Origin of the sequence: Streptomyces sp. NPDC102274, assembly GCF_044766385.1 — a bacterium.
Taxonomy (GTDB): domain Bacteria; phylum Actinomycetota; class Actinomycetes; order Streptomycetales; family Streptomycetaceae; genus Streptomyces.
This window is the reverse complement of record NZ_JBIWLW010000024.1, coordinates 70,556-96,541: the sequence shown is the minus strand read 5'-3', so window position 1 is coordinate 96,541 and position 25,986 is coordinate 70,556. Positions and strand designations below refer to the sequence as shown.

Below are 25,986 nucleotides of genomic sequence, written 5' to 3'. Positions count from 1 at the left end.
GCCGGTGCCTCTGCGGTTGACGCCTCGGATGTGGGTACCGACTTCCGGCGAAACCGTGAAAAAACACCCATATCTTCTCCATACGTTACTCGTGAGGGCGAAATTCCGCGCCGCCCGGAGCGTTCCATCGCGCCGCCCAGGGGCACCGGCCGGAAAACCGGCGGCCGGAACCTCGCAACAGGCAACGAAGCCGACCGTGTGCCGTCACGTAACTCGTTCGGGTAGCAGCCTGTGTGTTTGCGAGACTGGGGCAGTGAGAAGCGCAGCTACCGCACCGCGGGTCATCGCCGTCGTCGGTCCCACCGCGGCCGGCAAGTCCGATCTGGGCGTTCATCTCGCCCGGCAACTCGACGGTGAGGTCGTCAATGCCGACTCCATGCAGCTCTACCGGGGGATGGATATCGGGACCGCCAAGCTGACGGCCGAGGAACGTGCCGGCATCCCGCATCACCTCCTGGACATCTGGGAGGTCACCGAGGCCGCCAGCGTCGCCGAGTACCAGAGGCTGGCGCGGGCGGAGATCGACCGGCTGCTCGCCGCGGGCCGTACCCCCGTCCTGGTGGGCGGCTCCGGACTGTACGTACGCGGTGCCATCGACGCCCTCGAATTTCCCGGCACCGACCCCGAGGTGCGCTCCCGGCTGGAGAGCGAGCTGACCCTGCGCGGATCAGGCGCCCTGCACGCCAGGCTGTCCGCCGCCGATCCCCGGGCCGGCCGCGCGATCCTGCCCAGCAACGGCCGTCGTATCGTCCGGGCGCTGGAGGTGATCGAGATCACCGGCAGGCCCTTCACCGCCAATCTGCCGGGCCATGACTCGGTCTACGACACCGTGCAGATCGGCGTCGACGTCGCCCGCCCCGAGCTGGACGCGCGGATCACCCAGCGCGTGGACCGGATGTGGGCGGCGGGGCTGGTGGACGAGGTGCGGGTCCTGGAGGCCCAGGGCCTGCGCGAGGGACGTACCGCCTCGCGCGCGCTCGGGTACCAGCAGGTACTCGCGGCGCTCGCGGGGGAGTGCACCGACGACGAGGCGCGCGCCGAGACCGTACGCGCCACCAAACGCTTCGCGCGCCGCCAGGACTCCTGGTTCCGCCGCGACGCGCGGGTCCACTGGCTGGGCGGCGGATCGGAGCACCGGGAGGAACTGCCGCACCGGGCGCTGGCGTTGGTCGAACGAGCGGTCACAGCCTGATCACGTGATGGCATCGGGACGCTCCGTGCGCCCTTGCGGTACCTCCGGGCGTGCCATCATCGAGCATCGATCGACCAGTGAAGTCCGATTGGGGAGGGCGCGTGGCGATGGAGGCCGGCCCTCGCGACAGAGAACCCACGGCACCGGACATCCCGGAAGCTTCCCCGGGGCTGAGCCCCGACGGGCCGGAGCCGGAGGACGAGACCACGACCCCGGAGGTCGAGGTCGAGCTGCGTCCCCAGCGCCGGATGCGGATCTGGCAGCTGGCCCCGATCGTGGGGCTCGCCGCGATCGGCTCGCTGATGTTCGCCTTCCCTCTCGCCTTCGGCACGGGGGACGGTGGCGCGGTCGTCGCCATGCTGGGGCTGCTGATCAGCTGCTGCGCGGCGGGCTGGGGCATGATGGCCGCCCGCAGGGTCGGCCACACCTGGCCGGGCCTGCCGACCCGCGCCTCCGGCGAGCGCCCCGACTGGCGGGTCATCGCCCTGTACCTCTCCGTGGCCGCGGCCCTGGTCGCCCTCGCCATCTGGCGGGTCGCCCGGCTGCGCTGACCGCGTGGTGGCGATGTCGGACCCTGCTCGTACGATGGATCACGTGAGCACCTCGCCGACCGCGCCGGTCGCCTTCCTCAAGGGACACGGGACCGAGAACGACTTCGTGATCGTCCCCGACCCGGACAACACCATCGACCTGCCTTCCCGCGTCGTCGCCGCCCTGTGCGACCGCAGGGCCGGTATCGGCGGCGACGGGCTGCTGCATGTCGTACGGTCGGCCGCGCACCCCGAGGCGCGTGCCATGGCCGGCGAGGCGGAGTGGTTCATGGACTACCGCAACGCCGACGGATCCGTCGCCGAGATGTGCGGCAACGGTGTGCGGGTCTTCGCCCGCTATCTCCAGCGCGCCGGACATGTGACGGCGGGCGATCTGGCGGTGGCCACGCGCGGTGGGGTGAAGCGGGCGCATCTCGCCAAGAGAGCGGTCCGCGCGACCGGCACCGAGGACGGCGACATCACGGTCCGTATGGGGCGTGCCGTGCTCCCCGACGACGGGGTGACCGTGGCTGTCGGCGGCCGGGAGTGGCCCGCGCGGAACGTCAACATGGGCAATCCGCACGCGGTCACCTTCGTGGAGGAGCTGGCGCACGCCGGGAATCTGTACTCCGCGCCGCCGGTCAGCCCCGCGTCCGTCTACCCGGACGGCGTGAACGTCGAATTCGTCGTCGACCGCGGCCCGCGCCATGTCGCCATGCGCGTCCACGAGCGCGGCTCGGGCGAGACCCGCTCGTGCGGTACGGGCGCCTGCGCCGTGGCCGTCGCCGCGGCCCGCAGGGACGGCACCGACCCCGCGGTGACCGGAGTCCCCGTCGCCTACACCGTGGATCTGCCCGGCGGACGGCTCGTCATCACGGAGCACCCGGACGGCGAGATCGAGATGACCGGACCCGCCGTCATCGTCGCGGAGGGGAACCTCGATCCGGCCTGGCTCGAAACGGTCTTTCGCAACACGCCCTGAAGCTCGCTCGAATGGGTGATCCGTTTCACGCCGGGCGAGAGCGGGACTGCTCCACGTGGTGGGCTCGGTAGCATCAAGCACCGGCCCGGAGGGCGCCCTTGCTCTTCACCGCCGGTAGAAGCTGCCGGAGGTGCCCCATGAGTGCAGAGGCGACCAACCCTGGTGCCCAGGTCAGTCGCAGACGCGGCCTTCCCCGGATCGACCTGCGCAGAATCGGCCGGGCCGCGTTACTCGGTCCCACCTCCAGGGACAGGCTGCCCGACGCCATGGGCCATGTCGCGGACGCCCACCGCGCACACCATCCGGACGCGGACCTCGGCGTGCTGCACAAGGCGTATGTCCTCGCCGAGGCCTCGCATCGCGGGCAGTTCCGCAAGAGCGGCGAGCCGTACATCACGCATCCGCTGGCCGTGACCCTGATCCTCGCCGAACTGGGCGCCGAGACCACGACGTTGACGGCCTCTCTCCTCCACGACACCGTGGAGGACACCGAAGTGACGCTCGACCAGGTGCGCGCGGAGTTCGGTGACGAGGTCTGCTATCTGGTCGACGGAGTCACCAAACTGGAGAAGGTCGACTACGGCGCCGCCGCTGAGCCCGAGACCTTCCGCAAGATGCTCGTGGCCACTGGCAACGATGTCCGAGTGATGTCGATCAAGCTTGCGGACCGGCTGCACAACATGCGGACCCTCGGTGTGATGCGCCCCGAGAAGCAGGCCCGGATCGCCAAGGTCACCCGGGACGTCCTCATCCCGCTCGCCGAACGCCTCGGTGTGCAAGCACTCAAGACCGAGCTGGAAGATCTGGTCTTCGCGATCCTCCATCCCGAGGAGTACGCGTACACCCGTGCCCTGATCGCCGACAACGCCACCGCGGGGGACGCTCTCGCGGCGATCTCCGAGGACGTCAGGAGGGTGCTGCGCGAAGCGGGCATCGCCGCCGAAGTCCTCGTACGGCCGCGGCACTTCGTCTCCGTGCACCGGTCCGGGCTGAAACGCGGCGAGCTGCGCGGTACGGACTTCGGCCGGCTGCTGGTGCTCGTCGGTGAGGACGCCGACTGCTACGCGGTCCTGGGCGAGCTGCACACCTGTTTCACCCCGGTCATCTCCGAGTTCAAGGACTTCATCGCCGCGCCCAAGTTCAACCTGTACCAGTCGCTGCACACCGCGGTCGCGGGGCCCGACGGCGCGGTCGCCGAAGTCCTCATCCGGACGCACCAGATGCACAAGGTCGCCGAGGCCGGGGTCGTCGCCCTCGGTAATCCGTACGCGTCCGTCGAGAGCGCGGGAACGTCGGACGGCGCGGGATCCGGCGCCGGGAGCGCCGCCCCGGCCGGTACCGCGCCGGAGTCCGCCAAGGAGCCGCAGGACGGTGAGCGCGCCGACCCGACCAGGCCCGGCTGGCTCTCCCGGCTCCTGGAGTGGCAGCAGGCGGCGCCCGACCCGGACACCTTCTGGACGACGCTCCGCGCGGACCTCGCTCAGGACCGGGAGATCACCGTCTTCCGCGCCGAGGGCGGCATGCTCGGGCTCCCGGCCGGAGCGACCTGCGTGGACGCCGCGTACGCGCAGTACGGCGAGGCCGCGCACGGCTGCCTCGGGGCGCGCGTCAACGGCCGGCTGGCGACGCTCAGTACGGTCCTGAGCGACGGCGACACGGTCCAGCTGCTGCTGGACAGGGACGCGGTCTCGGGGCCCTCCCCGGAGTGGCTGAGCCACGCCCGTACCGCCGCCGCCCGGATCGCGATCACGGGATGGCTCGCGGAACACCCGGAAACGGTCGGACTCCCCGCCGCCGCGCCCCGCGCCGCCCTCGCCGTCAGCGCGGGCCGACGGGACGTCGCCAACGCGATGGTGGACCTGCCGGGCGCGACGGTCCGGCTGGCGGGCTGCTGCACGCCCGTACCGCCGGACGCCGTCACCGGCTTCGCGGTCCGCGGCGGCGTGGTCACCGTCCACCGGCAGGAGTGCCGGGCGGTGGAACGGATGCGGGCCCTCGACCGCGCCCCCGTCGCGGTGAGCTGGGGGGACGCGCCAGAGTGCCGGGTCACGCTGTACGCCGAGTCCTTCGGACGTCCACGGCTGCTCGCCGATCTCACGGAAGCCATCGCCACGGCGGGCGCCGCGATCGTCGCGGCCACCGTCGAGCCGCCCAGCGAGCAGCGCGTACGGCACACGTACACGCTGGAGCTGCCGGACGCGGCGGGCCTGCCCGGTCTGATGCGGGCGATGCGCGACGTGCCGGGGGTGTACGACGTCAGCCGCGCCCAGCATCCGGCGACGGCCTGATCGCTCCGCCGGGTGTGGCCGTCAACCGCGCGCCGCTGTTCGTCAACCGCGTGCCGATCGGCATCCGGCCCGTGCGCGCGCTCTGACCTGCCCCTTTCGGGTGGGTGCGGAGCGCGCCGTCGCGGTGCGCCGGGGAGGCGCTGGTAGCCGTGGGGCATGCTCCTCACCAACCGCCGACTGCGCGCCGCCCTGCTGGCCGCCGCCTCGGTCACTCTCGTCGCCGCGACCCTGCCCGCCCCCGAGCCGCTCGGCATCGGCGATCCGCTCTTCCCGCAGCTCGGCAACCCCGGCTACGACGTGCTCACCTACGACCTCGACTTCACCTACGGCGGCGACAACCGCAAGCCGCTGGAGACCGTCACCAAGATCGACGCGCTGACGACCCAGCGGCTGGAACGGATCAACCTCGACTTCACTCACGGAAAGGTCCGTTCGGTCGAGGTGAACGGCGCGGCGGCGCGCTTCGCGACGGCCGGCGAGGATCTGGTGATCACCCCGGCCGCGCCGGTCGAGGAAGGCGTGCGGATGCGGATCACCGTCGGCCACACCAGCGACCCCGCGGGCAAGCGCGGCGGCTGGGTACGGACCACCGACGGACTGGCGATGACCAACCAGGCCGACGCCGCCCACCGCGTCTTCCCCGGCAACGACCACCCCGCGGACAAGGCCTACTTCACCATCCGGATCACCGCGCCCGAGCGGCTGACGGCCGTGGCCAACGGCGTACAGGAAGAAAAGGCACGCCGGGGCGCGAACACCATCTGGACCTACCGCACCCACCACCCCATGGCCACCGAACTGGCCCAGGTCTCCATCGGTGACTCGGCCGTGTTGCGTCGTCAGGGGCCCGGCGGACTGCCCGTACGGGACGTGGTGCCGGCCGCGGACCGCAAGAAGCTGGAGCCCTGGCTGAAGAAGACACCGGGCCAGATCGGCTGGATGGAGCGGCAGGTCGGGCCGTACCCCTTCGAGAACTACGGGGTGCTGGTCGCGGGCGCCGACACCGGCTTCGAACTGGAGACACAGACCCTCTCGCTCTTCGAGCGCTCCCTGTTCACCCAGCCCGGATACCCGGAGTGGTACGTCGACTCGGTCATGGTCCATGAGCTGGCCCACCAGTGGTTCGGCGACAGCGTCTCCCCGCGCAGGTGGTCCGACCTCTGGCTGAACGAGGGGCACGCCACCTGGTACGAGATGCGCTACGCGCAGGAGCACGCCGGGCAGTCGATGGAGACCCGGATGCGGGAGGCGTACCGGCAGTCCAACGGCTGGCGGGCGGCGGGCGGCCCCCCGGCGAACCCGATGCCGCCGGTCGAGGGGCAGCCGATCAGCCTGTTCCGGCCGGTGATGTACGACGGAAGCGCTCTGGTGCTCTACGCACTGCGGCACGAGATCGGCGAGGCGGCCTTCACGCGCCTGGAGCGGGACTGGGTACGGATCCACGGGGACGGAACGGCGACCACGGCGGACTTCACCGAGCTGGCGTCGTCCGTCGCGGGGCGTGATCTGTCCGCGTTCTTCACGGCGTGGCTGTACCGGCAGAAGACCCCGCCGATGCCCGGCCACCCCGACTGGCGCTCCGAAGCACCGGCCAAGAACCAGAACGTCCCGCGGAACCGGTACGCCGCACCGGACCGGGCGCCCCACGGCATCGGGTCACCGCACGGCATCGGGTCACCGCACGGGAACGGGGCGTGAAACCCGGGTGACGGCCGGACCGAACCGTGCCACCATCGAAGGGTCGGCGACGCGGCCGGGAATCATTTCCCGTCGTCACGCGTTGTGACTGATGTATCGGATTTCTCTTCGACGTAAGGATCCAATGACCTCCTCTTCCTCCCCTTCCCAGGACGCGCAACGCTTCGCGGACTCCCGCACCGAAAGCCTTCGGGCCGATGCCCTGATGGAAGAGGACGTCGCCTGGAGCCAAGAGATCGACGGAGACCGGGACGGCGATCAGTTCGACCGCTCCGAGCGCGCCGCGCTACGGCGCGTGGTGGGCCTCTCCACCGAGCTGGAAGACGTCACCGAGGTCGAGTACCGGCAGTTGCGCCTGGAGCGCGTGGTGCTGGTCGGCGTATGGACCTCGGGGACCGTGCGGGACGCCGAGAACTCGCTCGCGGAGCTGGCGGCGCTCGCCGAGACGGCGGGTGCGCTCGTGCTCGACGGTGTGATCCAGCGCCGTGACAAGCCCGATCCGGCCACGTACATCGGCTCCGGCAAGGCTCAGGAGCTGCGGGACATCGTGCTGGAGAGCGGCGCCGACACCGTCGTCTGCGACGGTGAGCTGAGCCCCGGCCAGCTGATCCATCTCGAAGATGTCGTCAAGGTCAAGGTCGTCGACCGTACGGCCCTGATCCTGGACATCTTCGCCCAGCACGCCAAGTCCCGTGAGGGCAAGGCGCAGGTCGCCCTGGCGCAGATGCAGTACATGCTGCCGCGACTGCGCGGCTGGGGTCAGTCGCTGTCCCGTCAGATGGGTGGCGGCGGCGGTGGCGGCATGGCCACCCGCGGTCCCGGTGAGACCAAGATCGAGACGGACCGGCGGCGTATCCGCGAGAAGATGGCGAAGATGCGCCGGGAGATCGCGGCGATGAAGACCGGCCGCGAGATCAAGCGGCAGGAGCGGCGGCGCAACAAGGTGCCGTCGGTCGCGATCGCCGGATACACCAACGCGGGCAAGTCCTCGCTGCTCAACCGGCTCACCGGCGCGGGCGTGCTGGTGGAGAACGCGCTGTTCGCCACCCTCGACCCGACCGTGCGCCGGGCCGAGACCCCGAGTGGCCGGATCTACACCCTGGCCGACACCGTCGGATTCGTCCGGCATCTGCCGCATCACCTCGTCGAGGCGTTCCGCTCCACGATGGAAGAGGTCGGTGACTCCGATCTGATCGTGCATGTGGTGGACGGTTCGCACCCCGCGCCGGAGGAGCAGTTGGCCGCCGTGCGCGAGGTGATCCGCGATGTGGGCGCGGTGGACGTACGCGAGATCGTGGTGATCAACAAGGCCGACGCGGCCGATCCGCTGGTGCTCCAGCGGCTGCTGCGCGCGGAGCGGTACGCGATCGCCGTCTCGGCGCGTACCGGCCAGGGGATCGGCGAGCTGCTCATGCTCATCGACGAGGAGCTGCCCCGGCCCGAGGTCGAGGTCGAGGTGCTTCTCCCGTACACCGAGGGCGGGCTGGTCTCCCGGATTCATGCCGAGGGTGAGGTGCTCTCCGAGGAGCACACGCCGGAAGGCACGGTGCTCAAGGCGCGTGTCCATGAGGAGCTGGCCGCCGCGCTCGCCCCGTATGTACCGGTGGCCGGCTGACCGTAGGCCCTCGCAGTCCGCGCAAGGCGAAAGGCCCGCGCGGACTGCGGCCCGAACAGGACGAAGGCCCGCCCCCTCCGTGAGAAGAGGGCGGGCCTTCGTGCGTACGGCGGCTGTCCGCGCCGCTGCCGGCTGCTACCGGCCGGCGAACTTGTCGCTCATGGCGGTGTAGATCTCCTCGGCGCCCGCGCCGAGCCTCGGGCCCGCCAGCCAGCCCGAAGTGACCGGGCCGATGGAGGTGTTGGAGACCAGCACGAGCCTGCCGCCCGGCTGCGTCGCGAACCAGCCGCCGCCCGAGGAACCGCCGGTCATCGTGCAGCCGATCCGCCACATCGTCGGCGTACCGGGGGAGACCGAGAGCCGGCCGGGCTTGTCGAGGCACTTGTGCATGATCAGGCCGTCGTAGGGCGGAGCCGCCGGGTAGCCCCAGGCTCCCATGCCCTCCACGGAGGCCGCCTCGGGAAGATCGAAGTCGACGTCCAGGGCGACGCCCACGGTCTCTTCCAGTGACGTGCCGCCGTTCTCCGGCTTGACGTGCATCACGGCGTAGTCGTACGCGGCGCCCGCGCCACCGGTCGGGCCGCCTTCACCGATCCACTCACCGGAGGTGGAGACCCAGTCGGCCCAGTAGACGCCGTACGGGGCGATCTCCTGCGGCTGGGCGTTCTCCAGGGCGGCAGCGGACTTGCCCAGGTCGTTGTAGGCGGGGACGAAGGCGAGGTTGCGGTACCAGCCGCCCTCCCGGCCCGCGTGGACGCAGTGGCCCGCTGTCCACACCAGGTTGGACTTGCCGGGGTTCTTCGGGTCCTTGATCACGGTCGCGGAGCAGACCATCGAGCCCTCGGGAGCGTCGAAGAAGACCTTGCCGACCGGCGCCGCGTTCTGGTGGTACGGGGTCTTCTCCGCTTCGGCCTGGACCGGGCGGGGCTCCGGGTCGGTGACCCCCTGGTCGCCGGAGAGGTCACCGGCCGCGAGTGTCTTCGTCGGTGACTTGGCGCTCTTCATCCGCTCGGGCTTCCACATGCCCTCGATCACCGGGTTGACGAAGTCCTTGGCCTCGCGCAGCCAGGTGTCCTTGTCCCAGTTCTTCCACTCGCCGTTCTTCCACTTCTCCGGGTCCACGCCATGCTTCTTGAGCGCTTCGGCCAGGTCGGCGGCGATTTCCGCGCCGTCCTGGCCGTCGGCGGGGCCGGTGGCGGGGCTGGAGACGGCGGGTCCGGCCGCTCCGTCGTCCTCCGGTCCGCAGCCGGTGGCTGTCAGCGCGAGGATCGCGGCCATGCCTGTGGCGGCCAGCAGTGGACGTATGGATCGCATGAGACAAGTCCCCCTGAGAATACGAAAGCGTGCATACGAAAAGCGTGTGTACGTGAAGAGGTTGGCATGGGCGTGTCATGTCGAGGCGTGTGGTTCCCGGCGGGGACCTTCCAGCGGGGGCCCTCGGCCGTTGTGCCGAAGACCCCCGATGACCTCGTAACCGCCGGGCCCGGGACGGGCCCGCGCGTCACTGACCGGCGAACTTCTTGCTGACGCCGTCGTAGACGCCCTTGGCGACGTCACCAAGACGCGGTCCGGCGAGCCAACCCGCCGTGACCGGACCGATGGAGGTGTTGGACACCAGGGCGGGCTTGCCGTCCGCGCCGTTCGCGACCCAGCCGCCACCGGACGCGCCACCGGTCATCGTGCAGCCGACCCGGTACATCGTCGGGTCATCGGCCGTCAGCGACAGCCGGCCCGGCTTGTCCTCGCACTGGAAGAGCTGCTGGCCGTCGTACGGCGGCGCCGCCGGGTAGCCGGTCGCCGTCATAGCGTCGATCTGCGGGGTGGCCGGAGCGTTGAACTCCACGGGCAGCGCCGCACCGACCGTCTCCTCCAGGGACTTGCCGGTGCCGCCCTTCTCCGGAGTGACATGGATGACCGCGAAGTCGTACGGAGCGCCCTGACCGCCGGTCGAGGCGCCCTGCGAGATCCACTGCTCGGAGGTCTGCGCCCAGTCGGCCCACCACACGCCCTCCGGAGCGATCTGCTCCTTGGGGGCCGTCTCCAGATCGGCCATCGACAGACCGCTGTTGTTGTACGACGGGACGAAGGCGAGGTTGCGGTACCAGCCGCCGGTCTTGCCCGCGTGCACGCAATGGCCCGCGGTCCACACCAGGTTGGACTTGCCGGGGTGGGCCGGGTCCTCGACCACGGTCGCGGAGCAGACCATCGAGCCCTCGGGGCCGTCGAAGAACAACTTGCCCGCCTCGGCGGCGTTCTCGCGGTACGGCGCGGTCACCGCCTGCGCGGTGACCGGCTCCGGAGTCGGGTCGGTCACGCCCTCGTCGCCGGAGATGTCCTGATCGTCGACGGGCTTCTCCGGCGGCTTCTCCGCGTCTCGCATCCGGTCGGGGTCCCAGAGGCCCTCGATGATCGGGTTGATGTAGTCCTTGGCCTCACGCAGCCAGGTGTCCTTGTCCCAGTTCTTCCACTCGCCGTTCCTCCACTTGTCCAGATCGAACCCGCGCTCCTTGAGCCGGTCCTTGAGCTCGTCGGGTATCTGGATCTTGCCGTCGGACGAGGCGGTGGCGGCGTCGCTCGCCCGACCGGTGGCGGTGTCCTCCTCCGGTCCGCAGGCCGTGGCCGTCAACGCGAGCGCCGCGGCCATCGCGGCCGCGGCGAGGACGGGGGAGGTTCTGCGCCGTGGGCTCCTTCCACGGCGTCCGGCGAGTGTGGGGCGAATGGGTCGCATGGCGTGATCCCCCTGGTACTTCGGGCAATTCGGAACGATGAAACAAAAGGCGCGCCCCGGCCGCGGTGCCGGAGCCGGGACGACGGCCCCCCACTATGCCGGTGCCGAAGGGGACGGTGCGCGGCAGGGCCGCGGTTCCGCGTACCAAGGATCTTTCGACTGCCCGTGATCCCGGGCACTTCCCGTCGTTTGTACGTACGGGGCGGGCGCCCCGTCTCAAGTCGGCGTCCACCGTCGAACATTCGGCGGGCGAGCGCCGTACTGACAGACGACCGACTGTGACATGAAGTGTGACAATGGGAGGACCGACAGCCGTGGCCGTGACCGAACCCCCTCCAGCGGCACCGACCGTCGCCCACGAGGGCATTCTCCGGCGGCAGTCCTTACGGGAATCGGCGGCCCGCACCTATGCGAGGTCCCTGCCCATCGTGCCCGTGCGCGCACGGGGACTGACCATCGAAGGCGCCGACGGGCGGCGGTACTTGGACTGCCTCTCCGGCGCGGGCACGCTCGCTCTGGGGCACAACCATCCTGTCGTCCTCGACGCGATCAGGAAGGTCCTCGACTCCGGGGCCCCGCTCCATGTCCTCGATCTCGCCACACCCGTCAAGGACGCTTTCACCACCGAGCTGTTCGCCACTCTGCCACCACGGTTCGCCGAGAACGCCCGGGTGCAGTTCTGCGGACCCGCGGGCACCGACGCCGTCGAGGCCGCGCTCAAGCTCGTCCGTACCGCCACCGGCCGGGGCGGGCTCCTCGCCTTCACCGGCGCGTACCACGGGATGACGGCCGGAGCCCTCGCCGCCTCCGGAGGAGCCGAGGACGTACGGGTGACCCGGCTGCCCTATCCGTACGAGTACCGCTGCCCGTTCGGCATCGGCGGGGAGCGCGGCGCCGAACTCGCCGCCCGCTGGACCGAGAACCTCCTCGACGACCCCAAGGGCGGCCTGCCCGCCCCCGCCGGAATGATCCTCGAACCGGTGCAGGGCGAGGGCGGGGTGATCCCCGCCCCCGACAGCTGGCTGCGCAGGATGCGCGAGATCACCGCGGACCGCTCCATCCCGCTCATCGCCGACGAGGTGCAGACCGGGGTCGGCAGGACCGGCACCTTCTGGGCCGTGGAGCACAGCGGGATCACCCCCGATGTGATGGTGATGTCCAAGGCCATCGGCGGCTCCCTCCCGCTGGCCGTGATCGTCTACCACTCGGATCTCGACTGCTGGCCGCCCGGCGCCCACGCGGGCACCTTCCGCGGCAACCAGCTCGCGATGGCGGCGGGCGCGGCCACCCTCGCCTACGTACGGGAGAACCACCTCGCCGACCGCGCCGCGATCCTCGGCGCGCGCATGATGGGGCAGCTCCAGGGGCTGGCCGCCAATCATCCCTGTATCGGAGACGTACGGGGCCGTGGTCTCATGATCGGTGTGGAACTCGTCGCCCCGGAAGCCGGCGACCCGGCCCCGCCGGATCCGGCCCTCGCCACAGCGGTCCAGCGGGAGTGTCTGAGCCGCGGCCTCATCGTGGAACTGGGCGGACGCCGGGCCGCCGTCGTACGGCTGCTCCCGCCGCTCACGCTCACCGACGAGCAGGCCGTCGCGGTCCTCGACCGCTTCGCCGACGCCCTGGCCGCCGCCGAACGCGCCGCACTCCGCCGGAAAGAAACCGGCCCCTAGAACTGCCCCCGGACACCCTCACAAGGAAGCCCCCGCCGTGAACTCCACCCCCGCACCTGATGTGCCCGAGGCCGCCGGCCGCCCCACCGCCCACCCCGGAGGAGACGACCGGGAGGAGGACGGGTCCCACGCCGCCGGCACCGCCGAGCCGACGACGGTGCCGCGGCAGCCGACGGGCGGATTCGACGGCCAACTCGCCACCGGTGCCGAGACGTTCGCCGGAGTGCCGGTGGCCGACCAGCTCGACCACCCCGACCCGCTGAAGGCCGCCGACGCGGCGGCCGTCGAGAATCTGCTGCGCTGCTGGGTCAGGGAGAACGATCTGCCCCGCCCCGAGGGCCATGTCCTCCGGATCCCCCTCCGCGCCAGCGGCAGCGCGCTCCTCGTCCCCGTCCGGTACTGGTCGGTGACGGGCTGGCACCGCTTCGGGATGCCGTTCCTGGAGAGCGCCCCCCGGGACGCCCCCGCCGCCGAGGCCGTCACCGTCGCCGCCCTCCTCGGCCGTGAGTCGGGCCGCTACCAGGGCGGGGAACTGGTCGGCAGAGTCGCCAACTCCCTTCTCCACACGGCCGACTTCCTCACCGACCGGCGACGCCGCCCCGACGCCGCGCCCGATGCCGACCTGTTCCTCACCGCCGAACAGTCGCTCCTCCTCGGCCATCCCCTGCATCCCACGCCCAAGAGCAGGGAAGGGCTCTCCGAGGCCGAAGCCCTGCTCTACTCGCCGGAGTCGCGCGGCTCGTTCCCGCTGCACTGGATGGCCGTCGACCGGTCCGTACTCGCCACCGACTCCGCCTGGACCGAGCAGGGCCGCGTCCTGCCCGCCGAGAAGCTCACGGCACGCCTGCTCGGCGACGTCCCCCTTCCCGAACACTCCGTCGCCCTGCCGCTCCACCCCTGGCAGGCGCGTGAGGTGAGGCACCGTCCCGCCGTGGCCCGCCTCCTCGACGCCGGTCTCCTCCATGACCTGGGCCCCCACGGCGCACCCTGGCACCCCACCTCGTCGATCCGTACCGTCTACCGGCCCGGCGCCCCCGTCATGCTCAAGCTCTCCCTCGGGCTGCGCATCACCAACTCCCGCCGCGAGAACCTCCGCAAGGAACTGCACCGCGGCGTCGAGGTCCAGCGGCTGCTGCGCGGCGGACTCGCCAAGGAGTGGCAGGCCGCCCACCCCGGCTTCGACATCGTCCGTGACCCCGCCTGGCTCGCCGTCGACACCGAGGACGGCGAAGCGGTGACCGGACTCGACGTCATGGTGCGCCACAATCCGTTCACCGCCGGGGACGACGCCGTCTGCATCGCGGGACTCACCGCCGTGCGCCCCTGTCCCGGCCGCACCGGCATGCGGTCGCGGCTGGCCGAGATCGTCTCCACGCTCGCCGCCCGCACCGGCCGCTCCGGCGGGGCCGTGGCCGCCGAGTGGTTCCTGCGCTACCTGGACCAGGTCGTACGCCCGGTGCTCTGGCTGGACGGTACGGCGGGCATCGCCCTGGAGGCGCACCAGCAGAACACACTCGTCCTTCTCGACGCCGCGGGCTGGCCCGTCGGCGGTCGCTACCGCGACAACCAGGGCTACTACTTCCGCGAGTCCCACCGCGCGGAACTGGAACGCAGGCTGCCGGGCATCGGAGCCGCCAGCGACACCTTCGTCTCCGACGGGGTCACCGACGAGCGCTTCGCCTACTACCTCGGCATCAACAACGTCTTCGGTCTGATCGGAGCGTTCGGCGCGCAGGGCCTCGCCGATGAACGCGTCCTGATCGCCGCCTTCCGCCAGTTCCTCGCCGGGGCGGTACGGCTCGGCTCACCGCTGCCCGAGCTGCTCCTGGAGGCCCCCACCCTCCGCTGCAAGGCCAACATGCTCACCCGGCTGCACGGCCTCGACGAACTCGTCGGCCCCGTCGACACCCAGTCCGTCTACGTCACCATCGCCAACCCCCTTCGCCGTTGAAGGGTACGAACCGTCCGCCCTGCCGAGAGGAGAGCGCCACTGTGCCTCCCACCGATGCCGGCACCGACACCGGAGCCGGCCCCACCCCGCATACCGGCGGGGGCACCGATGACACCCTCGACATGCGGTGGTCCGACGAGCTCGTCGCACTGTTCGGAGAGGGCGATCCGATGGCCCTGACCCCGTCGTGCGACGACCCCCCGGGCGGCGATCTGCTCGACGCCCCCGCCGAATGGGGGCCCGCCGCCACCTCCATGGGTGTCTTCCGGCTCGTGCCGGTACGCGTCGCCCGCGATCTGGCGCTGATCAGCCGCTGGATGAACGACCCCGCCGTCGCCGCCTTCTGGGAGCTGGCGGGGCCGGAAGAGGTCACCGCCGCGCATCTGCGGCCGCAGCTCGAAGGCGACGGCCGCAGCGTTCCCTGTCTCGGTGTGCTCGACGGAGTCCCGATGAGCTACTGGGAGATCTACCGAGCGGACCTCGACCCGCTCGCGCGGCACTACCCCGCACGCCCGCACGACACCGGGATCCATCTCCTGGTGGGAGGCGTCACCAACCGCGGCCGCGGAGTCGGCAAGACCCTCCTCAGAGCCGTCTCCGATCTCGTCCTCGACCACCGTCCCCGCTGCGGGCGCGTCATCGCCGAGCCCGACCTCCGTAACACGCCCTCCGTCTCCGCCTTCCTCAGCGCCGGCTTCCGGTTCTCCGCGGAAGTCGACCTGCCCGACAAACGAGCCGCTCTCATGGTCCGCGAACGCGCGCTGCGCGATGTGCTGTGAACGATCGGCTCCCTGGCCACCCCGCTCGAAGCCCGGCCCGCTGGACGCTCAGCCCGCTGGACGCCCGCCCGTTCGATGCTCAGCCCGCTCGATGCTCAGCCCGTTCCGTGCCCATCCCGCCCGACGCCCAGCCCGCTCGACCCCCTCGTTCCCATCGGTTCCCTCCCCGAGGAGTCCACGTGCCGACGTCCCCTGCGACCCATGACTCCGCCGGCCTCACCGGCCCCATATCCCCCGGCTCGTCAACCGGTTCCACCGAGCCGGCCGGGCTGTTCTCCCCACCCGAGCTGAACCCGCGGACCTGGGAGCGGGCCGCCGGCCGCCTTCTCGCCAAACTTCTCGGTGAGTTCGCGTACGAGGAGATCATCGAGCCGGCACCGGTCCGGTCGGCCGAAGAGGGATCTCCGCATGACTCGGAGGCCTCTTCGCGAGACTCGACGGACGGCCTCCCGTACACCCTCACTCTCGACGGCGGCGAGACGCTCACCTTCCGCGCGACACGTGGCGCCTACGGCAGCTGGCGCGTCGATCCCGGCTCCCTCGAATGCGACGGCCGGCGCTTCACGGATCCCCTGCGCTTTCTGCTGCTGTCCCGCCAGATGCTCGCCCTCGACGGCGCGACCCTCGGCCATCTCGTCCGCGAGCTCACCACCACCATCGCCGCCGACGCGAAGCTCGCCCACACCGCCCACAGCGCCGCACGCCTCGCCGACCTCGGCTACGCCGAACTCGAAGGACACCAGACCGGCCACCCCTGGATCGTCCTCAACAAGGGCCGGGGCGGCTTCTCCGCCACCGACGCCGACCGGTGGGCGCCCGAGGCCCGCACACCCACCGAGCTCCCCTGGATCGCTGTCAGCACCTCACTCGCCACCTACCGGGGAGTCGGCTCGCTCGACACACCCGATCGGCTCTACGCCGACGAACTCGACGACGCCGTCCGGGAGCGCTTCGACTCCCTGCTCCGCGGCCGGGGCTTCGACCCGGCCGGCTATCTCTACCTCCCCGTGCACCCCTGGCAGTGGGACGAGGTACTGCTTCAGCTCTACGCCCCCGCCATAGCCGAGGGAGCGATCGTCCCGCTCCCCACCGACGGTGATCTCCGGCTGCCGCAGCAGTCCATCCGTACCTTCCTCAACCTCGGACGGCCCGACCGCCACACGGTCAAGTTGCCGCTGTCCATCCTCAACACCCTCGTCTGGCGCGGCCTCCCCACGGAGCGCACGCTCGCGGCCCCCGCCGTCACCGCGTGGATGCACGGGGTGCGCGAAGCGGACACCTTCCTCCGCGACGAGTGCGGGGTGATCCTGCTCGGTGAAGTCGCCTCCGTGACGGTTGAACACCCCCTTTACGACCATCTCCCCGAGGTTCCTTACCAGTACAAGGAGTTGCTCGGCGCGATCTGGCGCGAGCCCCTCCAGGCCCGGCTGGCATCCGGTGAGCGCGCCCGTACGCTCGCCTCGCTCATCCATACGGATCCGGAGGGCAGGGCGTTCACCGCCGAACTGGTCGCGCGTTCGGGACTCACGCCCGCCGACTGGCTCCAGCGGCTCTTCTCCGCGCTGCTGCCGCCCCTGCTGCACTTCCTCTACCGCTACGGGACCGTCTTCTCCCCGCACGGCGAGAACGCCATCGTCGTCTTCGACGGCCAGGACGTGCCGGTACGGCTCGCGATCAAGGACTTCGTCGACGATGTGAACATCAGCGCGCGGCCGTTGCCCGAGCACGACTCGATGCCCGAAGACGTGAAGAGCGTCCTTCTCACGGAAGAGCCGTCCTTCCTCACCCAGTTCATCCATTCAGGGCTCTTCGTCGGTGTCTTCCGCTATCTCGCGCCGCTGTGCCAGGACCAACTGGGCGTGTCCGAGGACGAGTTCTGGTCCCTCGTACGGGCGGAGGTCCTGCGGTACCAGGCGCGGTTCCCGGAGCTGAAGGAGCGCTTCGAGACATTCGACCTGCTCACGCCCCGTATCCAGCGCCTCTGCCTGAACCGGAACCGGCTGCATCTCGACGGCTACCGGGACCGCTCCCACCGGCCGCACGCCGCCGTGCACGGTACGGTTCCCAACCCGCTCGCCGTCCGGCGGCCGGGCGAGTGACCTCCGTTGTCAGCGGGGCCCCGTAGGGTGGTCGGGCTATGACGAAGCCATCACTCCCCGAGCTCCTCCACGCCGCCGTCAGCTCCGTCGGCGGTGTGGAACGGCCAGGCCAGGTCACCATGGCCGAGGCCGTCGCCGAAGCCATCGACGCCCCGTCCCATCTGCTCGTCCAGGCCGGCACCGGCACCGGTAAGTCACTGGGCTATCTGGTGCCGGCCCTGGCCCACGGCGAGCGGGTCGTGGTGGCCACGGCCACCCTGGCGTTGCAGCGCCAGCTCGTGGAGCGAGATCTTCCGCGCACGGTCGACGCGCTGCATCCCCTGCTGCGGCGGCGGCCGGAGTTCGCCATGCTCAAGGGCCGCTCGAACTATCTCTGTCTGCACCGGCTGCACGAGGGGATGCCGCAGGACGAGGAGGACGGCCTTTTCGACCAGTTCGAGGCCGCCGCGCCCACCAGCAAGCTGGGCCAGGACCTGCTGCGGATGCGGGACTGGGCGGACGAGACCGAGACCGGCGACCGCGACGATCTGACACCCGGTGTCTCCGACCGCGCCTGGTCCCAGGTCTCCGTCTCGTCGCGGGAGTGCCTGGGGGCGACGAAATGCGCCTATGGCGCGGAGTGCTTCGCCGAGCTGGCCCGTGAGCGTGCCAAGCTCGCCGAGGTCGTCGTCACCAACCACGCGCTGCTGGCGATCGACGCGATCGAGGGCGCCCCGGTGCTTCCGCAGCACGAGGTACTGATCGTCGATGAGGCCCACGAGCTGGTCTCACGGGTCACCGGAGTCGCCACCGGCGAGCTGACCCCGGGGCAGGTCCACCGCGCCGTGCGTCGCTCGGCGAAGCTGGTGAACGAGAAGGCCGCGGACGCCCTGCAGACGGCGGCCGAGACCTTCGAGCGGCTGATGGAGCTGGCCCTCCCCGGGCGGCTCGAAGAGATCCCCGAGGACCTCGGCTACGCGCTGATGGCGCTGCGCGACGCGGCCCGTACGGTCATCTCGGCGCTCGGCTCGACCCGTGACAAGTCCGTCCAGGACGAGGACGTCGTACGGAAGCAGGCGCTCGCCTCCGTCGAATCCGTCCATAGCGTGGCCGAGCGCATCGCCAACGGTTCCGAGTGGGACGTGGTCTGGTACGAACGGCACGACCGGTTCGGCGCGTCCCTGCGCGTCGCCCCGCTCTCCGTGTCGGGACTGCTGCGGGAGAAGCTCTTCACCGACCGCTCCGTCGTGCTCACCTCCGCGACGCTGAAGCTCGGCGGGGACTTCAACGGCGTGGGCGCCTCGCTGGGTCTGGCGCCGGAAGGCACCGAGGGCGACGACATCCCGCAGTGGAAGGGCATCGATGTCGGCTCGCCCTTCGACTACCGCAAGCAGGGCATCCTCTACGTCGCACGCCATCTGGCCACACCGGGCAGGGAGGGCTCGCGCGGCGACATGATGGATGAGCTGGCGGAGCTGGTGGAGTCGGCGGGCGGCCGTACGCTCGGGCTCTTCTCCTCGATGCGGGCCGCCCAGGCCGCCGCCGAGGAGCTGCGGGGCAGACTCGACGCCCCGATCCTGCTCCAGGGCGAAGAGACGCTCGGCGAGCTGATCAAGGCGTTCGCCGCCGATCCGAAGACCTGTCTGTTCGGCACGCTGTCCCTGTGGCAGGGCGTCGATGTGCCGGGCCCCAGCTCCCAGCTCGTGGTGATGGACCGGATTCCCTTCCCCCGCCCCGACGACCCGCTGATGAGCGCGCGGCAGAAGGCGGTCGAGGAGGCCGGCGGCAATGGGTTCATGGCTGTGGCGGCGACGCATGCCGCCCTGCTGATGGCCCAGGGCGCCGGACGTCTGGTGCGGGCGAGCGGGGACCGCGGCGTCGTGGCCGTACTGGACCCGAGGCTGGCCAACGCGCGCTACGGAAGCTTTCTGCGGGCGTCACTGCCCGGCTTCTGGTACACCACGGACCGTAATCAGGTACGGCGCTCGCTCGCGTCGATCGACGCGGTGGCCCAGGCCGAGGGACGCTAGGTGTATTGGGTACGAGCGTTGTCGACCCCGCTCGAAGACAAACTCGAAGACAAACTCGAAGACAAAGCAGGGCCCCGGAACCGGCGCAGTGGGTTCCGGGGCCCGGTCGGAGCCGGTGGAGTACTCACACCCGGCGCAGGACCGCCACCACCTTGCCGAGGATCGTCGCCTCGTCACCGGGGATCGGTTGGTACGCCGCGTTGTGCGGAAGCAGCCAGACATGGCCGTCCTCGCGCCTGAAGCGTTTGACCGTCGCCTCGCCGTCCAGCATCGCGGCGACGATGTCGCCGTTCTCCGCGACCGGCTGGCGGCGGACCGTCACCCAGTCACCGTCGCAGATCGCGGCCTCGATCATCGAGTCACCGACGACCTTCAGTACGAACAGCTCTCCGTCACCCACCAGCTGGCGGGGGAGCGGGAAGACATCCTCGACGGACTCCTCCGCGAGGATCGGTCCACCGGCGGCGATCCGGCCGACCAGCGGGACATACGAGGCGGCGGGCTTGCCGGTCGTGTCCGTCTGCTGGGTGCTCGGCTGGTCGGAGCCGCGCACCTCGTACGCCCGCGGCCGGTGCGGATCACGGCGCAGAAAGCCCTTGCGCTCCAGGGCCATCAGCTGATGGGCGACCGACGAGGTGCTGGAGAGGCCCACGGCCTGGCCGATCTCCCGCATGGAAGGCGGGTATCCGCGCCGCTGCACGGAGTCACGGATGACCTCGATGACCCTGCGCTGCCGATCCGTGAGACCGGAGCTGTCCGCCCTGATTCCTGGAGGTCGGCCGGGCAACGAACGCGTCGGCTTGGCGCCCTCCGGGTTCGTGAGTACGTCATTCATGGCATGCACCGGCTCGAGTCGGCTCTGGGAGCGGTCCTGGGCAGTGATGGTGGCGCTGTCTGCGGTGGTGGTCACGTCGGCCCCTCTCGAAATGTTCTCCCTAGCTGGACAACGGTAGTAGCTTTCGAAAGGTTGCGCCAAACACACGTTCGAGTGAAAAATTGCGGAGTGTCTGCCTTGAGCATCTGACTGGGTGTATAGGCAGGCTCGATGACCGCGGTACGGGGCCGTTCGCCACCGTACCGTCCGGCTCCCGGACGCCGCCCTCCGCAGCGGGGTCAGTGTTCCACCGGACGGCCCGGAAGGCCGCGCGCCGCGCCCTTCCCGTACTCTCGTGGCCGGTCCGCGCCGCCCCGGGAAACCGTCACGGCACCCGCCTCGACACGCGACACGCGTCGGGGCATAGGATGCAGTTAAACCCCAGATCTAGTGGTTGGATTGTCGCAACCACCCAGAGGTTGTGGTCCCCCCCGCTTTCGGGGGTGAGGTCATCGCCTATGCTGGGGGTGCTTCGAAGGGCTCGTTTCCGGGCCCTGACGAGGCTATTCAGTCGCGCTGTGAAGGAGGGGAGGGAACCATGTACTGTCCCTTCTGCAGGCACCCCGACAGCCGTGTCGTCGACAGTCGCACCACCGACGACGGGACGTCGATCCGCCGCCGCCGTCAGTGCCCCGACTGCTCCCGCCGTTTCACCACGGTGGAGACCGCCTCGCTGATGGTGATCAAGCGCAGCGGCGTGACCGAACCCTTCAGCCGTACCAAGGTCATCTCCGGCGTGCGCAAGGCATGCCAGGGACGGCCGGTCACCGAGGACGCCCTCGCGCAGCTCGGCCAGCGGGTCGAGGAAGCCGTGCGCGCCACCGGGAGTGCCGAGCTGACCACCCACGACGTGGGGCTGGCCATACTCGGTCCATTGCAGGAGCTCGACCTCGTCGCCTACCTGCGCTTCGCATCCGTGTACCGGGCGTTCAACTCGCTCGAAGACTTCGAGGCCGCCATCGCGGAACTGCGCGAGCGGCCCCCCTCAGAGGAAACCGGCGTCGACGGGGCCAGTGCGGTCCCCGTGCCCGCCACCACCGCGGACTGACCGGTCGGCCCGATCCTGGCCGCTCCGCGGTGGCAAAGACCTGTCACGGGCGCCCTGTGCGTACCCGAGGCATCAGACACACACGCTGTGCCACGGGAAGAACATGGCACTTCAAGGCGTTTTTGTACGTATATGGGAGGCGGCATGACAGAGACGGCGAGCGGCTCGGCACGAGGTTCCCGAGCCAAGGGGACCAAGGTCGGCAAGGGTCTGCGTATCGAGCGCATTCATACGAGCCCCGGCGTGCACCCGTACGACGAGGTGGTCTGGGAGCGCCGTGACGTCGTCATGACCAATTGGCGCGACGGCTCGGTCAATTTCGAGCAGCGTGGCGTCGAGTTCCCCGACTTCTGGTCTCTGAACGCGGTCAACATCGTTACCAGCAAGTACTTCCGCGGTGCCGTCGGCACCCCGCAGCGCGAGACCGGTCTCAGGCAGCTCATCGACCGGATCGTGAAGACGTACCGCAAGGCCGGCGAGGAGTACCAGTACTTCGCGACGCCCGCGGACGCCGAGATCTTCGAGCACGAGCTGGCGTACGCCCTCCTGCACCAGGTCTTCAGCTTCAACTCGCCGGTGTGGTTCAACGTCGGCACGCCCCAGCCGCAGCAGGTCTCCGCCTGCTTCATCCTGTCCGTCGACGACTCCATGGACTCGATCCTCGACTGGTACAAGGAAGAGGGAATGATCTTCAAGGGAGGCTCGGGCGCCGGTCTGAACCTCTCCCGGATCCGTTCCTCCAAGGAGCTCCTCTCCTCCGGAGGCAATGCCTCGGGCCCGGTCTCCTTCATGCGCGGTGCCGACGCCTCCGCCGGAACGATCAAGTCCGGTGGCGCCACCCGCCGCGCGGCCAAGATGGTCATCCTCGATGTCGACCACCCCGACATCGAGGACTTCATCCAGACCAAGGTCAAGGAAGAGGAGAAGATCCGCGCCCTGCGTGACGCGGGCTTTGACATGGATCTGGGCGGCGACGACATCACGTCCGTCCAGTACCAGAACGCCAACAACTCGGTCCGGGTGAACGACGAGTTCATGAAGGCCGTCGAGGCCGGCGGCAAGTTCGGGCTGCGCGCCCGGATGACCGGTGAGGTCATCGAAGAGGTCGAGGCGAAGTCCCTCTTCCGCAAGATGGCCGAGGCGGCCTGGGCCTGTGCCGACCCGGGCATCCAGTACGACGACACCATCAACCGCTGGCACACCTGCCCCGAGTCCGGCCGGATCAACGGCTCGAACCCGTGCAGTGAGTACATGCACCTGGACAACACCTCGTGCAACCTGGCCTCGCTGAACCTGATGAAGTTCCTCAAGGACGACGGCAAGGGCCACCAGTCCTTCGACTCCGAGCGCTTCGCCAAGGTCGTCGAGCTGGTCATCACCGCGATGGACATCTCCATCTGCTTCGCGGACTTCCCGACGGAGAAGATCGGCGAGAACACCCGCGCCTTCCGTCAGCTGGGTATCGGTTACGCCAACCTCGGCGCCCTGCTGATGGCCACGGGCCACGCCTACGACTCCGACGGCGGCCGCTCGCTGGCCGGCGCCATCACCTCGCTGATGACCGGCACCTCGTACCGCCGTTCCGCCGAGCTCGCCGCGGTCGTCGGCCCGTACGACGGCTACGCCCGCAACGCCGAGCCGCACAAGCGCGTCATGAAGCAGCACTCCGACGCCAACGCCACCGCGCCCCGGTTCGACGACCTGGACACCCCGGTCTGGGCCGCGGCCACGGAGGCCTGGCAGGACGTTCTGCGGCTGGGTGAGAAGAACGGCTTCCGCAACGCGCAGGCCTCGGTCATCGCGCCCACCGGCACCATCGGTCTCGCGATGTCCTGCGACACCACCGGCCTGGAGCCCGACCTCGCGCTGGTCAAGTTCAAGAAGCTGGTCGGCGGCGGCTCGATGCAGATCGTCAACGGCACCGTCCCGCAGGCCCTGCGCCGGCTGGGCTACCAGGAGGAGCAGATCGAGGCGATCGTCGCCCACATCGCCGAGAACGGCAATGTGATCAACGCGCCGAGCCTGAAGACGGAGCACTACGAGGTCTTCGACTGCGCCATGGGCGAGCGCTCCATCTCCGCCATGGGCCACGTCCGCATGATGGCGGCGATCCAGCCGTGGATCAGCGGCGCGCTGTCCAAGACGGTGAACCTGCCGGAGACCGCCACCGTCGAGGACGTCGAAGAGGTCTACTTCGAGGCGTGGAAGATGGGTGTCAAGGCGCTCGCCATCTACCGCGACAACTGCAAGGTCGGTCAGCCGCTCTCCGCGAAGAAGAAGGAAGAGAAGGTCGCGGAGAAGGCCGAGGACACCATCCGCCAGGCGGTGGAGAAGGTCATTGAGTACCGCCCGGTCCGTAAGCGTCTCCCGAAGGGCCGTCCCGGTCTGACCACCTCCTTCACGGTGGGCGGCGCGGAGGGTTACATGACCGCCAACTCCTACCCCGACGACGGTCTCGGCGAGGTCTTCCTCAAGATGTCCAAGCAGGGCTCGACCCTCGCGGGCATGATGGACGCCTTCTCGATCGCGGTCTCGGTCGGTCTGCAGTACGGCGTCCCGCTGGAGACCTACGTATCGAAGTTCACCAACATGCGCTTCGAGCCGGCCGGAATGACGGACGACCCGGACGTACGGATGGCGCAGTCGATCGTCGACTACATCTTCCGCCGTCTCGCGCTGGACTTCCTTCCGTTCGAGACCCGCTCGGCCCTCGGCATCCACTCCGCCGAGGAGCGTCAGCGCCACCTGGACACCGGTTCGTACGAGCCGTCCATGGACGATGACGACCTCGACATCGACAACCTGGCCCAGTCGGCCCCGCGCCGGCAGGAGACGCTGAAGGCGGTCACCCCGACCCCCGCCGCGCCGGCGGCGGCCGTGGTCCCGGCGCCCAAGGAGGCGCACACCTCGGCCGAACTGGTCGAGATGCAACTCGGCATCAGCGCCGACGCACCGCTCTGCTTCTCCTGCGGCACGAAGATGCAGCGGGCCGGGTCCTGCTACATCTGCGAGGGATGCGGCTCCACGAGCGGCTGCAGCTGAGTCGTAGCGCGGTAAGTTCCCCCCGAGGGGCGGTGGCACGAGAGGCCGCCGCCCCTCGGGGCCGTCGTGGGTCAGGCGCCGCCCATCAGGGCGCCGAAGGACTGGATGTCGGTGTCGAATCCGCGGATCGCCGTGCGGAAGTGCCAGGCACCCGAGGCGTCCCGGGTGAACTCCGCGAACGTCGCCGCCGTGGAGCCGGTCACACCGGAGAAGTCGTGGGCGGCCAGCTCCGTGTACCCCTCCAGGACGCGGACCGAGGCATTGACTATGTCGCCGAACGTCCGCCGCCCGTCGCGCTGCTGGATGGCCACGCCCACCACCACACGGGTGTACGAGGATGCCAGCCGCACCAGCTCCAGCGTCATCTCCTCGTCGGAGCCGAAGCCCTGGCCCGTCCGGCTCTGCCGGTCCAGTGTGATCGTGCCGTCCGGTGAGCGGCTGTCGAAATGGACCAGATAGTCAGGGGCGCCGCTCGGGGTGCCGGAGGTGAACGTCGCGGCGACCAGGTCGAGATCGTGCGGGGGCGCGCCCAGGGGACTGGGGTCCCATTTGAGCGTGACCTCGATCTTCTCCACTCCTCTGTTGAGGCTGCTCACCAGTCTTCCCCCTTTTCCGAACCTGGCCGGATCTCCGAGCCTTGGACACAAGGCTAGTCCCGGGCGCTGACAACCCGCCTCGCGATCAGTCCAGTTGACGCCACGTTGGCCGATACTCGCCTCGTCGGCTGTCCGAACGGTGGCTTCCTCCCGTCCACGAAGAGCGTGACCGATGCCACGTTCCGCGCCGTACGATGGCGCGGTGCTGGTCAAGTGGATTCGCTGCACCGTGACCGACCGTCGAGGTTTCGAACGCGGACAGCGGAAATGGGCGGGGTTGCTCGGTGAGCCGGGATTCCGGGGGCAGAGCGGAGGATGGAGCAGAGCGAGGCCGGGCGTCGCGCATGTCTTCTCGTTCTGGGAGAGCCGCGCGTTCTACGACTCGTTCATGGCGCGCTCGCACGACCGGCTCGCCGCCGCGCAGTCGGGGACACATCGCGACAGTCAGGTCAAACTCTTCGACTACCGCTTCGATGTGAAGACCGGTTTCGAGCCGCGCTTCACGGACGCCGATGTGGTGCGGTTCGCGCACTGCAAGGTGCACGAGGACCGGGTCGAGCATTTCGCGCTGATGCAGGAGAAGGTCTGGAACCCCGCGATGGCGGGGTCGCCCGGAATGGTGCGGGGACTGTTCGGAGAGGCGCCCGGCCATGAGTTCATAGTGCTGTCCATGTGGCAGTCGGCGGCCGAGCACGGAAAGTACCGGGTCGAACGGGTGGAGCGGCTGACGCTGCGCGCGCAGACGGCCGCGGACGTGGCCGCGCTGGCGGGAGACGTCGTCGATCTCGAATCGACCTGGACGGTGTGACCCGGCCGCTCGCCCGGGAGCCCGTCGGACAGTGCCTGCGTCGGATGGTCCGCGTCGGCGCCGGGCGGTCGCAC

18 protein-coding genes are annotated in these 25,986 nt (G+C 70.0%); 14 read left to right on the top strand and 4 right to left on the bottom strand.

Features of this window, described 5'->3' with window-relative positions:
• Positions 1 to 253: 253 nt before the first annotated feature.
• The 6 genes from miaA to hflX all read left to right on the top strand — a co-directional run bounded on the left by miaA (position 254) and on the right by hflX (position 8,305).
• Positions 254 to 1,192 carry a tRNA (adenosine(37)-N6)-dimethylallyltransferase MiaA gene (gene miaA / locus ACIRQP_RS28195; RefSeq protein ID WP_403894321.1) on the top strand — a complete coding sequence of 313 codons (939 nt, stop codon included), beginning with the start codon at positions 254 to 256 and terminating at the stop codon, positions 1,190 to 1,192.
• Positions 1,193 to 1,299: 107 nt separating this feature from the next.
• A complete protein-coding gene (locus tag ACIRQP_RS28190; RefSeq protein WP_403894412.1) occupies positions 1,300 to 1,743 on the top strand; it encodes a hypothetical protein in 444 nt (147 codons plus the stop codon).
• A gap of 34 nt (positions 1,744 to 1,777) precedes the next feature.
• On the top strand, positions 1,778 to 2,704 hold the full coding sequence (gene dapF, locus ACIRQP_RS28185; protein ID WP_403894318.1) for a diaminopimelate epimerase: 927 nt from the start codon (positions 1,778 to 1,780) through the stop codon (positions 2,702 to 2,704).
• 137 nt (positions 2,705 to 2,841) lie between these two features.
• Positions 2,842 to 4,992: a RelA/SpoT family protein gene (locus ACIRQP_RS28180; protein WP_403894315.1), complete on the top strand. Its 2,151-nt coding sequence runs from the start codon at positions 2,842 to 2,844 to the stop codon at positions 4,990 to 4,992.
• A 156-nt stretch (positions 4,993 to 5,148) separates the two neighbouring features.
• Positions 5,149 to 6,690 carry a M1 family metallopeptidase gene (locus ACIRQP_RS28175; RefSeq protein WP_403894312.1) on the top strand — a complete coding sequence of 514 codons (1,542 nt, stop codon included), beginning with the start codon at positions 5,149 to 5,151 and terminating at the stop codon, positions 6,688 to 6,690.
• Positions 6,691 to 6,814: 124 nt separating this feature from the next.
• Complete coding sequence (gene hflX / locus ACIRQP_RS28170) at positions 6,815 to 8,305, top strand: GTPase HflX (RefSeq protein WP_403894309.1); 1,491 nt, start codon at positions 6,815 to 6,817, stop codon at positions 8,303 to 8,305.
• A gap of 135 nt (positions 8,306 to 8,440) precedes the next feature.
• Here hflX and ACIRQP_RS28165 read toward each other — a convergent pair whose 3' ends face one another.
• Positions 8,441 to 9,619 carry a trypsin-like serine peptidase gene (locus ACIRQP_RS28165; RefSeq protein WP_403894306.1) on the bottom strand — a complete coding sequence of 393 codons (1,179 nt, stop codon included), beginning with the start codon at positions 9,617 to 9,619 and terminating at the stop codon, positions 8,441 to 8,443.
• Positions 9,620 to 9,806: 187 nt separating this feature from the next.
• Positions 9,807 to 11,033, bottom strand: a complete 1,227-nt coding sequence (locus tag ACIRQP_RS28160; protein ID WP_403894303.1) for a trypsin-like serine peptidase — start codon at positions 11,031 to 11,033, stop codon at positions 9,807 to 9,809.
• Between the two features lie 314 nt (positions 11,034 to 11,347).
• Between ACIRQP_RS28160 and ACIRQP_RS28155 the strand changes: the two genes are divergently transcribed.
• From ACIRQP_RS28155 to ACIRQP_RS28135, 5 genes are all read left to right on the top strand, one after another.
• Positions 11,348 to 12,706 carry a diaminobutyrate--2-oxoglutarate transaminase family protein gene (locus ACIRQP_RS28155; protein ID WP_403894300.1) on the top strand — a complete coding sequence of 453 codons (1,359 nt, stop codon included), beginning with the start codon at positions 11,348 to 11,350 and terminating at the stop codon, positions 12,704 to 12,706.
• 37 nt (positions 12,707 to 12,743) lie between these two features.
• The gene (locus tag ACIRQP_RS28150) at positions 12,744 to 14,657 is read left to right on the top strand and encodes an IucA/IucC family protein (RefSeq protein WP_403894297.1); all 1,914 of its coding nucleotides are present in this window, start codon (positions 12,744 to 12,746) and stop codon (positions 14,655 to 14,657) included.
• Between the two features lie 41 nt (positions 14,658 to 14,698).
• Complete coding sequence (locus ACIRQP_RS28145) at positions 14,699 to 15,436, top strand: GNAT family N-acetyltransferase (protein WP_403894294.1); 738 nt, start codon at positions 14,699 to 14,701, stop codon at positions 15,434 to 15,436.
• A gap of 179 nt (positions 15,437 to 15,615) precedes the next feature.
• Positions 15,616 to 17,535, top strand: a complete 1,920-nt coding sequence (locus ACIRQP_RS28140; protein ID WP_403894291.1) for an IucA/IucC family protein — start codon at positions 15,616 to 15,618, stop codon at positions 17,533 to 17,535.
• Positions 17,536 to 17,573: 38 nt separating this feature from the next.
• Complete coding sequence (locus ACIRQP_RS28135; protein WP_403894288.1) at positions 17,574 to 19,544, top strand: ATP-dependent DNA helicase; 1,971 nt, start codon at positions 17,574 to 17,576, stop codon at positions 19,542 to 19,544.
• Between the two features lie 124 nt (positions 19,545 to 19,668).
• Here the strand turns inward: ACIRQP_RS28135 and lexA are convergent, their stop codons facing one another.
• Positions 19,669 to 20,454: a transcriptional repressor LexA gene (lexA, locus tag ACIRQP_RS28130; protein ID WP_030350125.1), complete on the bottom strand. Its 786-nt coding sequence runs from the start codon at positions 20,452 to 20,454 to the stop codon at positions 19,669 to 19,671.
• A gap of 502 nt (positions 20,455 to 20,956) precedes the next feature.
• Between lexA and nrdR the strand changes: the two genes are divergently transcribed.
• On the top strand, positions 20,957 to 21,466 hold the full coding sequence (gene nrdR / locus ACIRQP_RS28125) for a transcriptional regulator NrdR (protein ID WP_403894285.1): 510 nt from the start codon (positions 20,957 to 20,959) through the stop codon (positions 21,464 to 21,466).
• Between the two features lie 144 nt (positions 21,467 to 21,610).
• Positions 21,611 to 24,508: a vitamin B12-dependent ribonucleotide reductase gene (locus tag ACIRQP_RS28120; RefSeq protein WP_403894282.1), complete on the top strand. Its 2,898-nt coding sequence runs from the start codon at positions 21,611 to 21,613 to the stop codon at positions 24,506 to 24,508.
• 71 nt (positions 24,509 to 24,579) lie between these two features.
• Here ACIRQP_RS28120 and ACIRQP_RS28115 read toward each other — a convergent pair whose 3' ends face one another.
• Positions 24,580 to 25,104 carry a TerD family protein gene (locus ACIRQP_RS28115; RefSeq protein ID WP_403894279.1) on the bottom strand — a complete coding sequence of 175 codons (525 nt, stop codon included), beginning with the start codon at positions 25,102 to 25,104 and terminating at the stop codon, positions 24,580 to 24,582.
• 202 nt (positions 25,105 to 25,306) lie between these two features.
• On the opposite strand from ACIRQP_RS28115, the gene ACIRQP_RS28110 reads away from it, so the two are divergent.
• A complete protein-coding gene (locus tag ACIRQP_RS28110) occupies positions 25,307 to 25,912 on the top strand; it encodes a YdbC family protein (RefSeq protein WP_403894409.1) in 606 nt (201 codons plus the stop codon).
• Positions 25,913 to 25,986 lie beyond the last annotated feature (74 nt).

Excerpts from the sequence above, each read along its gene's own strand:
- ACIRQP_RS28120 (WP_403894282.1), top strand. The coding sequence starts at position 21,611 with ATGACAGAGACGGCGAGCGGCTCGGCACGAGGTTCCCGAGCCAAGGGG.
- ACIRQP_RS28175 (WP_403894312.1), top strand. The coding sequence starts at position 5,149 with ATGCTCCTCACCAACCGCCGACTGCGCGCCGCCCTGCTGGCCGCCGCC.
- nrdR (WP_403894285.1), top strand. The coding sequence starts at position 20,957 with ATGTACTGTCCCTTCTGCAGGCACCCCGACAGCCGTGTCGTCGACAGT.
- ACIRQP_RS28135 (WP_403894288.1), top strand. The coding sequence starts at position 17,574 with ATGACGAAGCCATCACTCCCCGAGCTCCTCCACGCCGCCGTCAGCTCC.
- ACIRQP_RS28190 (WP_403894412.1), top strand. The coding sequence starts at position 1,300 with ATGGAGGCCGGCCCTCGCGACAGAGAACCCACGGCACCGGACATCCCG.
- dapF (WP_403894318.1), top strand. The coding sequence starts at position 1,778 with ATGGATCACGTGAGCACCTCGCCGACCGCGCCGGTCGCCTTCCTCAAG.
- ACIRQP_RS28180 (WP_403894315.1), top strand. The coding sequence starts at position 2,842 with ATGAGTGCAGAGGCGACCAACCCTGGTGCCCAGGTCAGTCGCAGACGC.
- ACIRQP_RS28165 (WP_403894306.1), bottom strand. The coding sequence starts at position 9,619 with ATGCGATCCATACGTCCACTGCTGGCCGCCACAGGCATGGCCGCGATC.
- ACIRQP_RS28160 (WP_403894303.1), bottom strand. The coding sequence starts at position 11,033 with ATGCGACCCATTCGCCCCACACTCGCCGGACGCCGTGGAAGGAGCCCA.
- hflX (WP_403894309.1), top strand. The coding sequence starts at position 6,815 with ATGACCTCCTCTTCCTCCCCTTCCCAGGACGCGCAACGCTTCGCGGAC.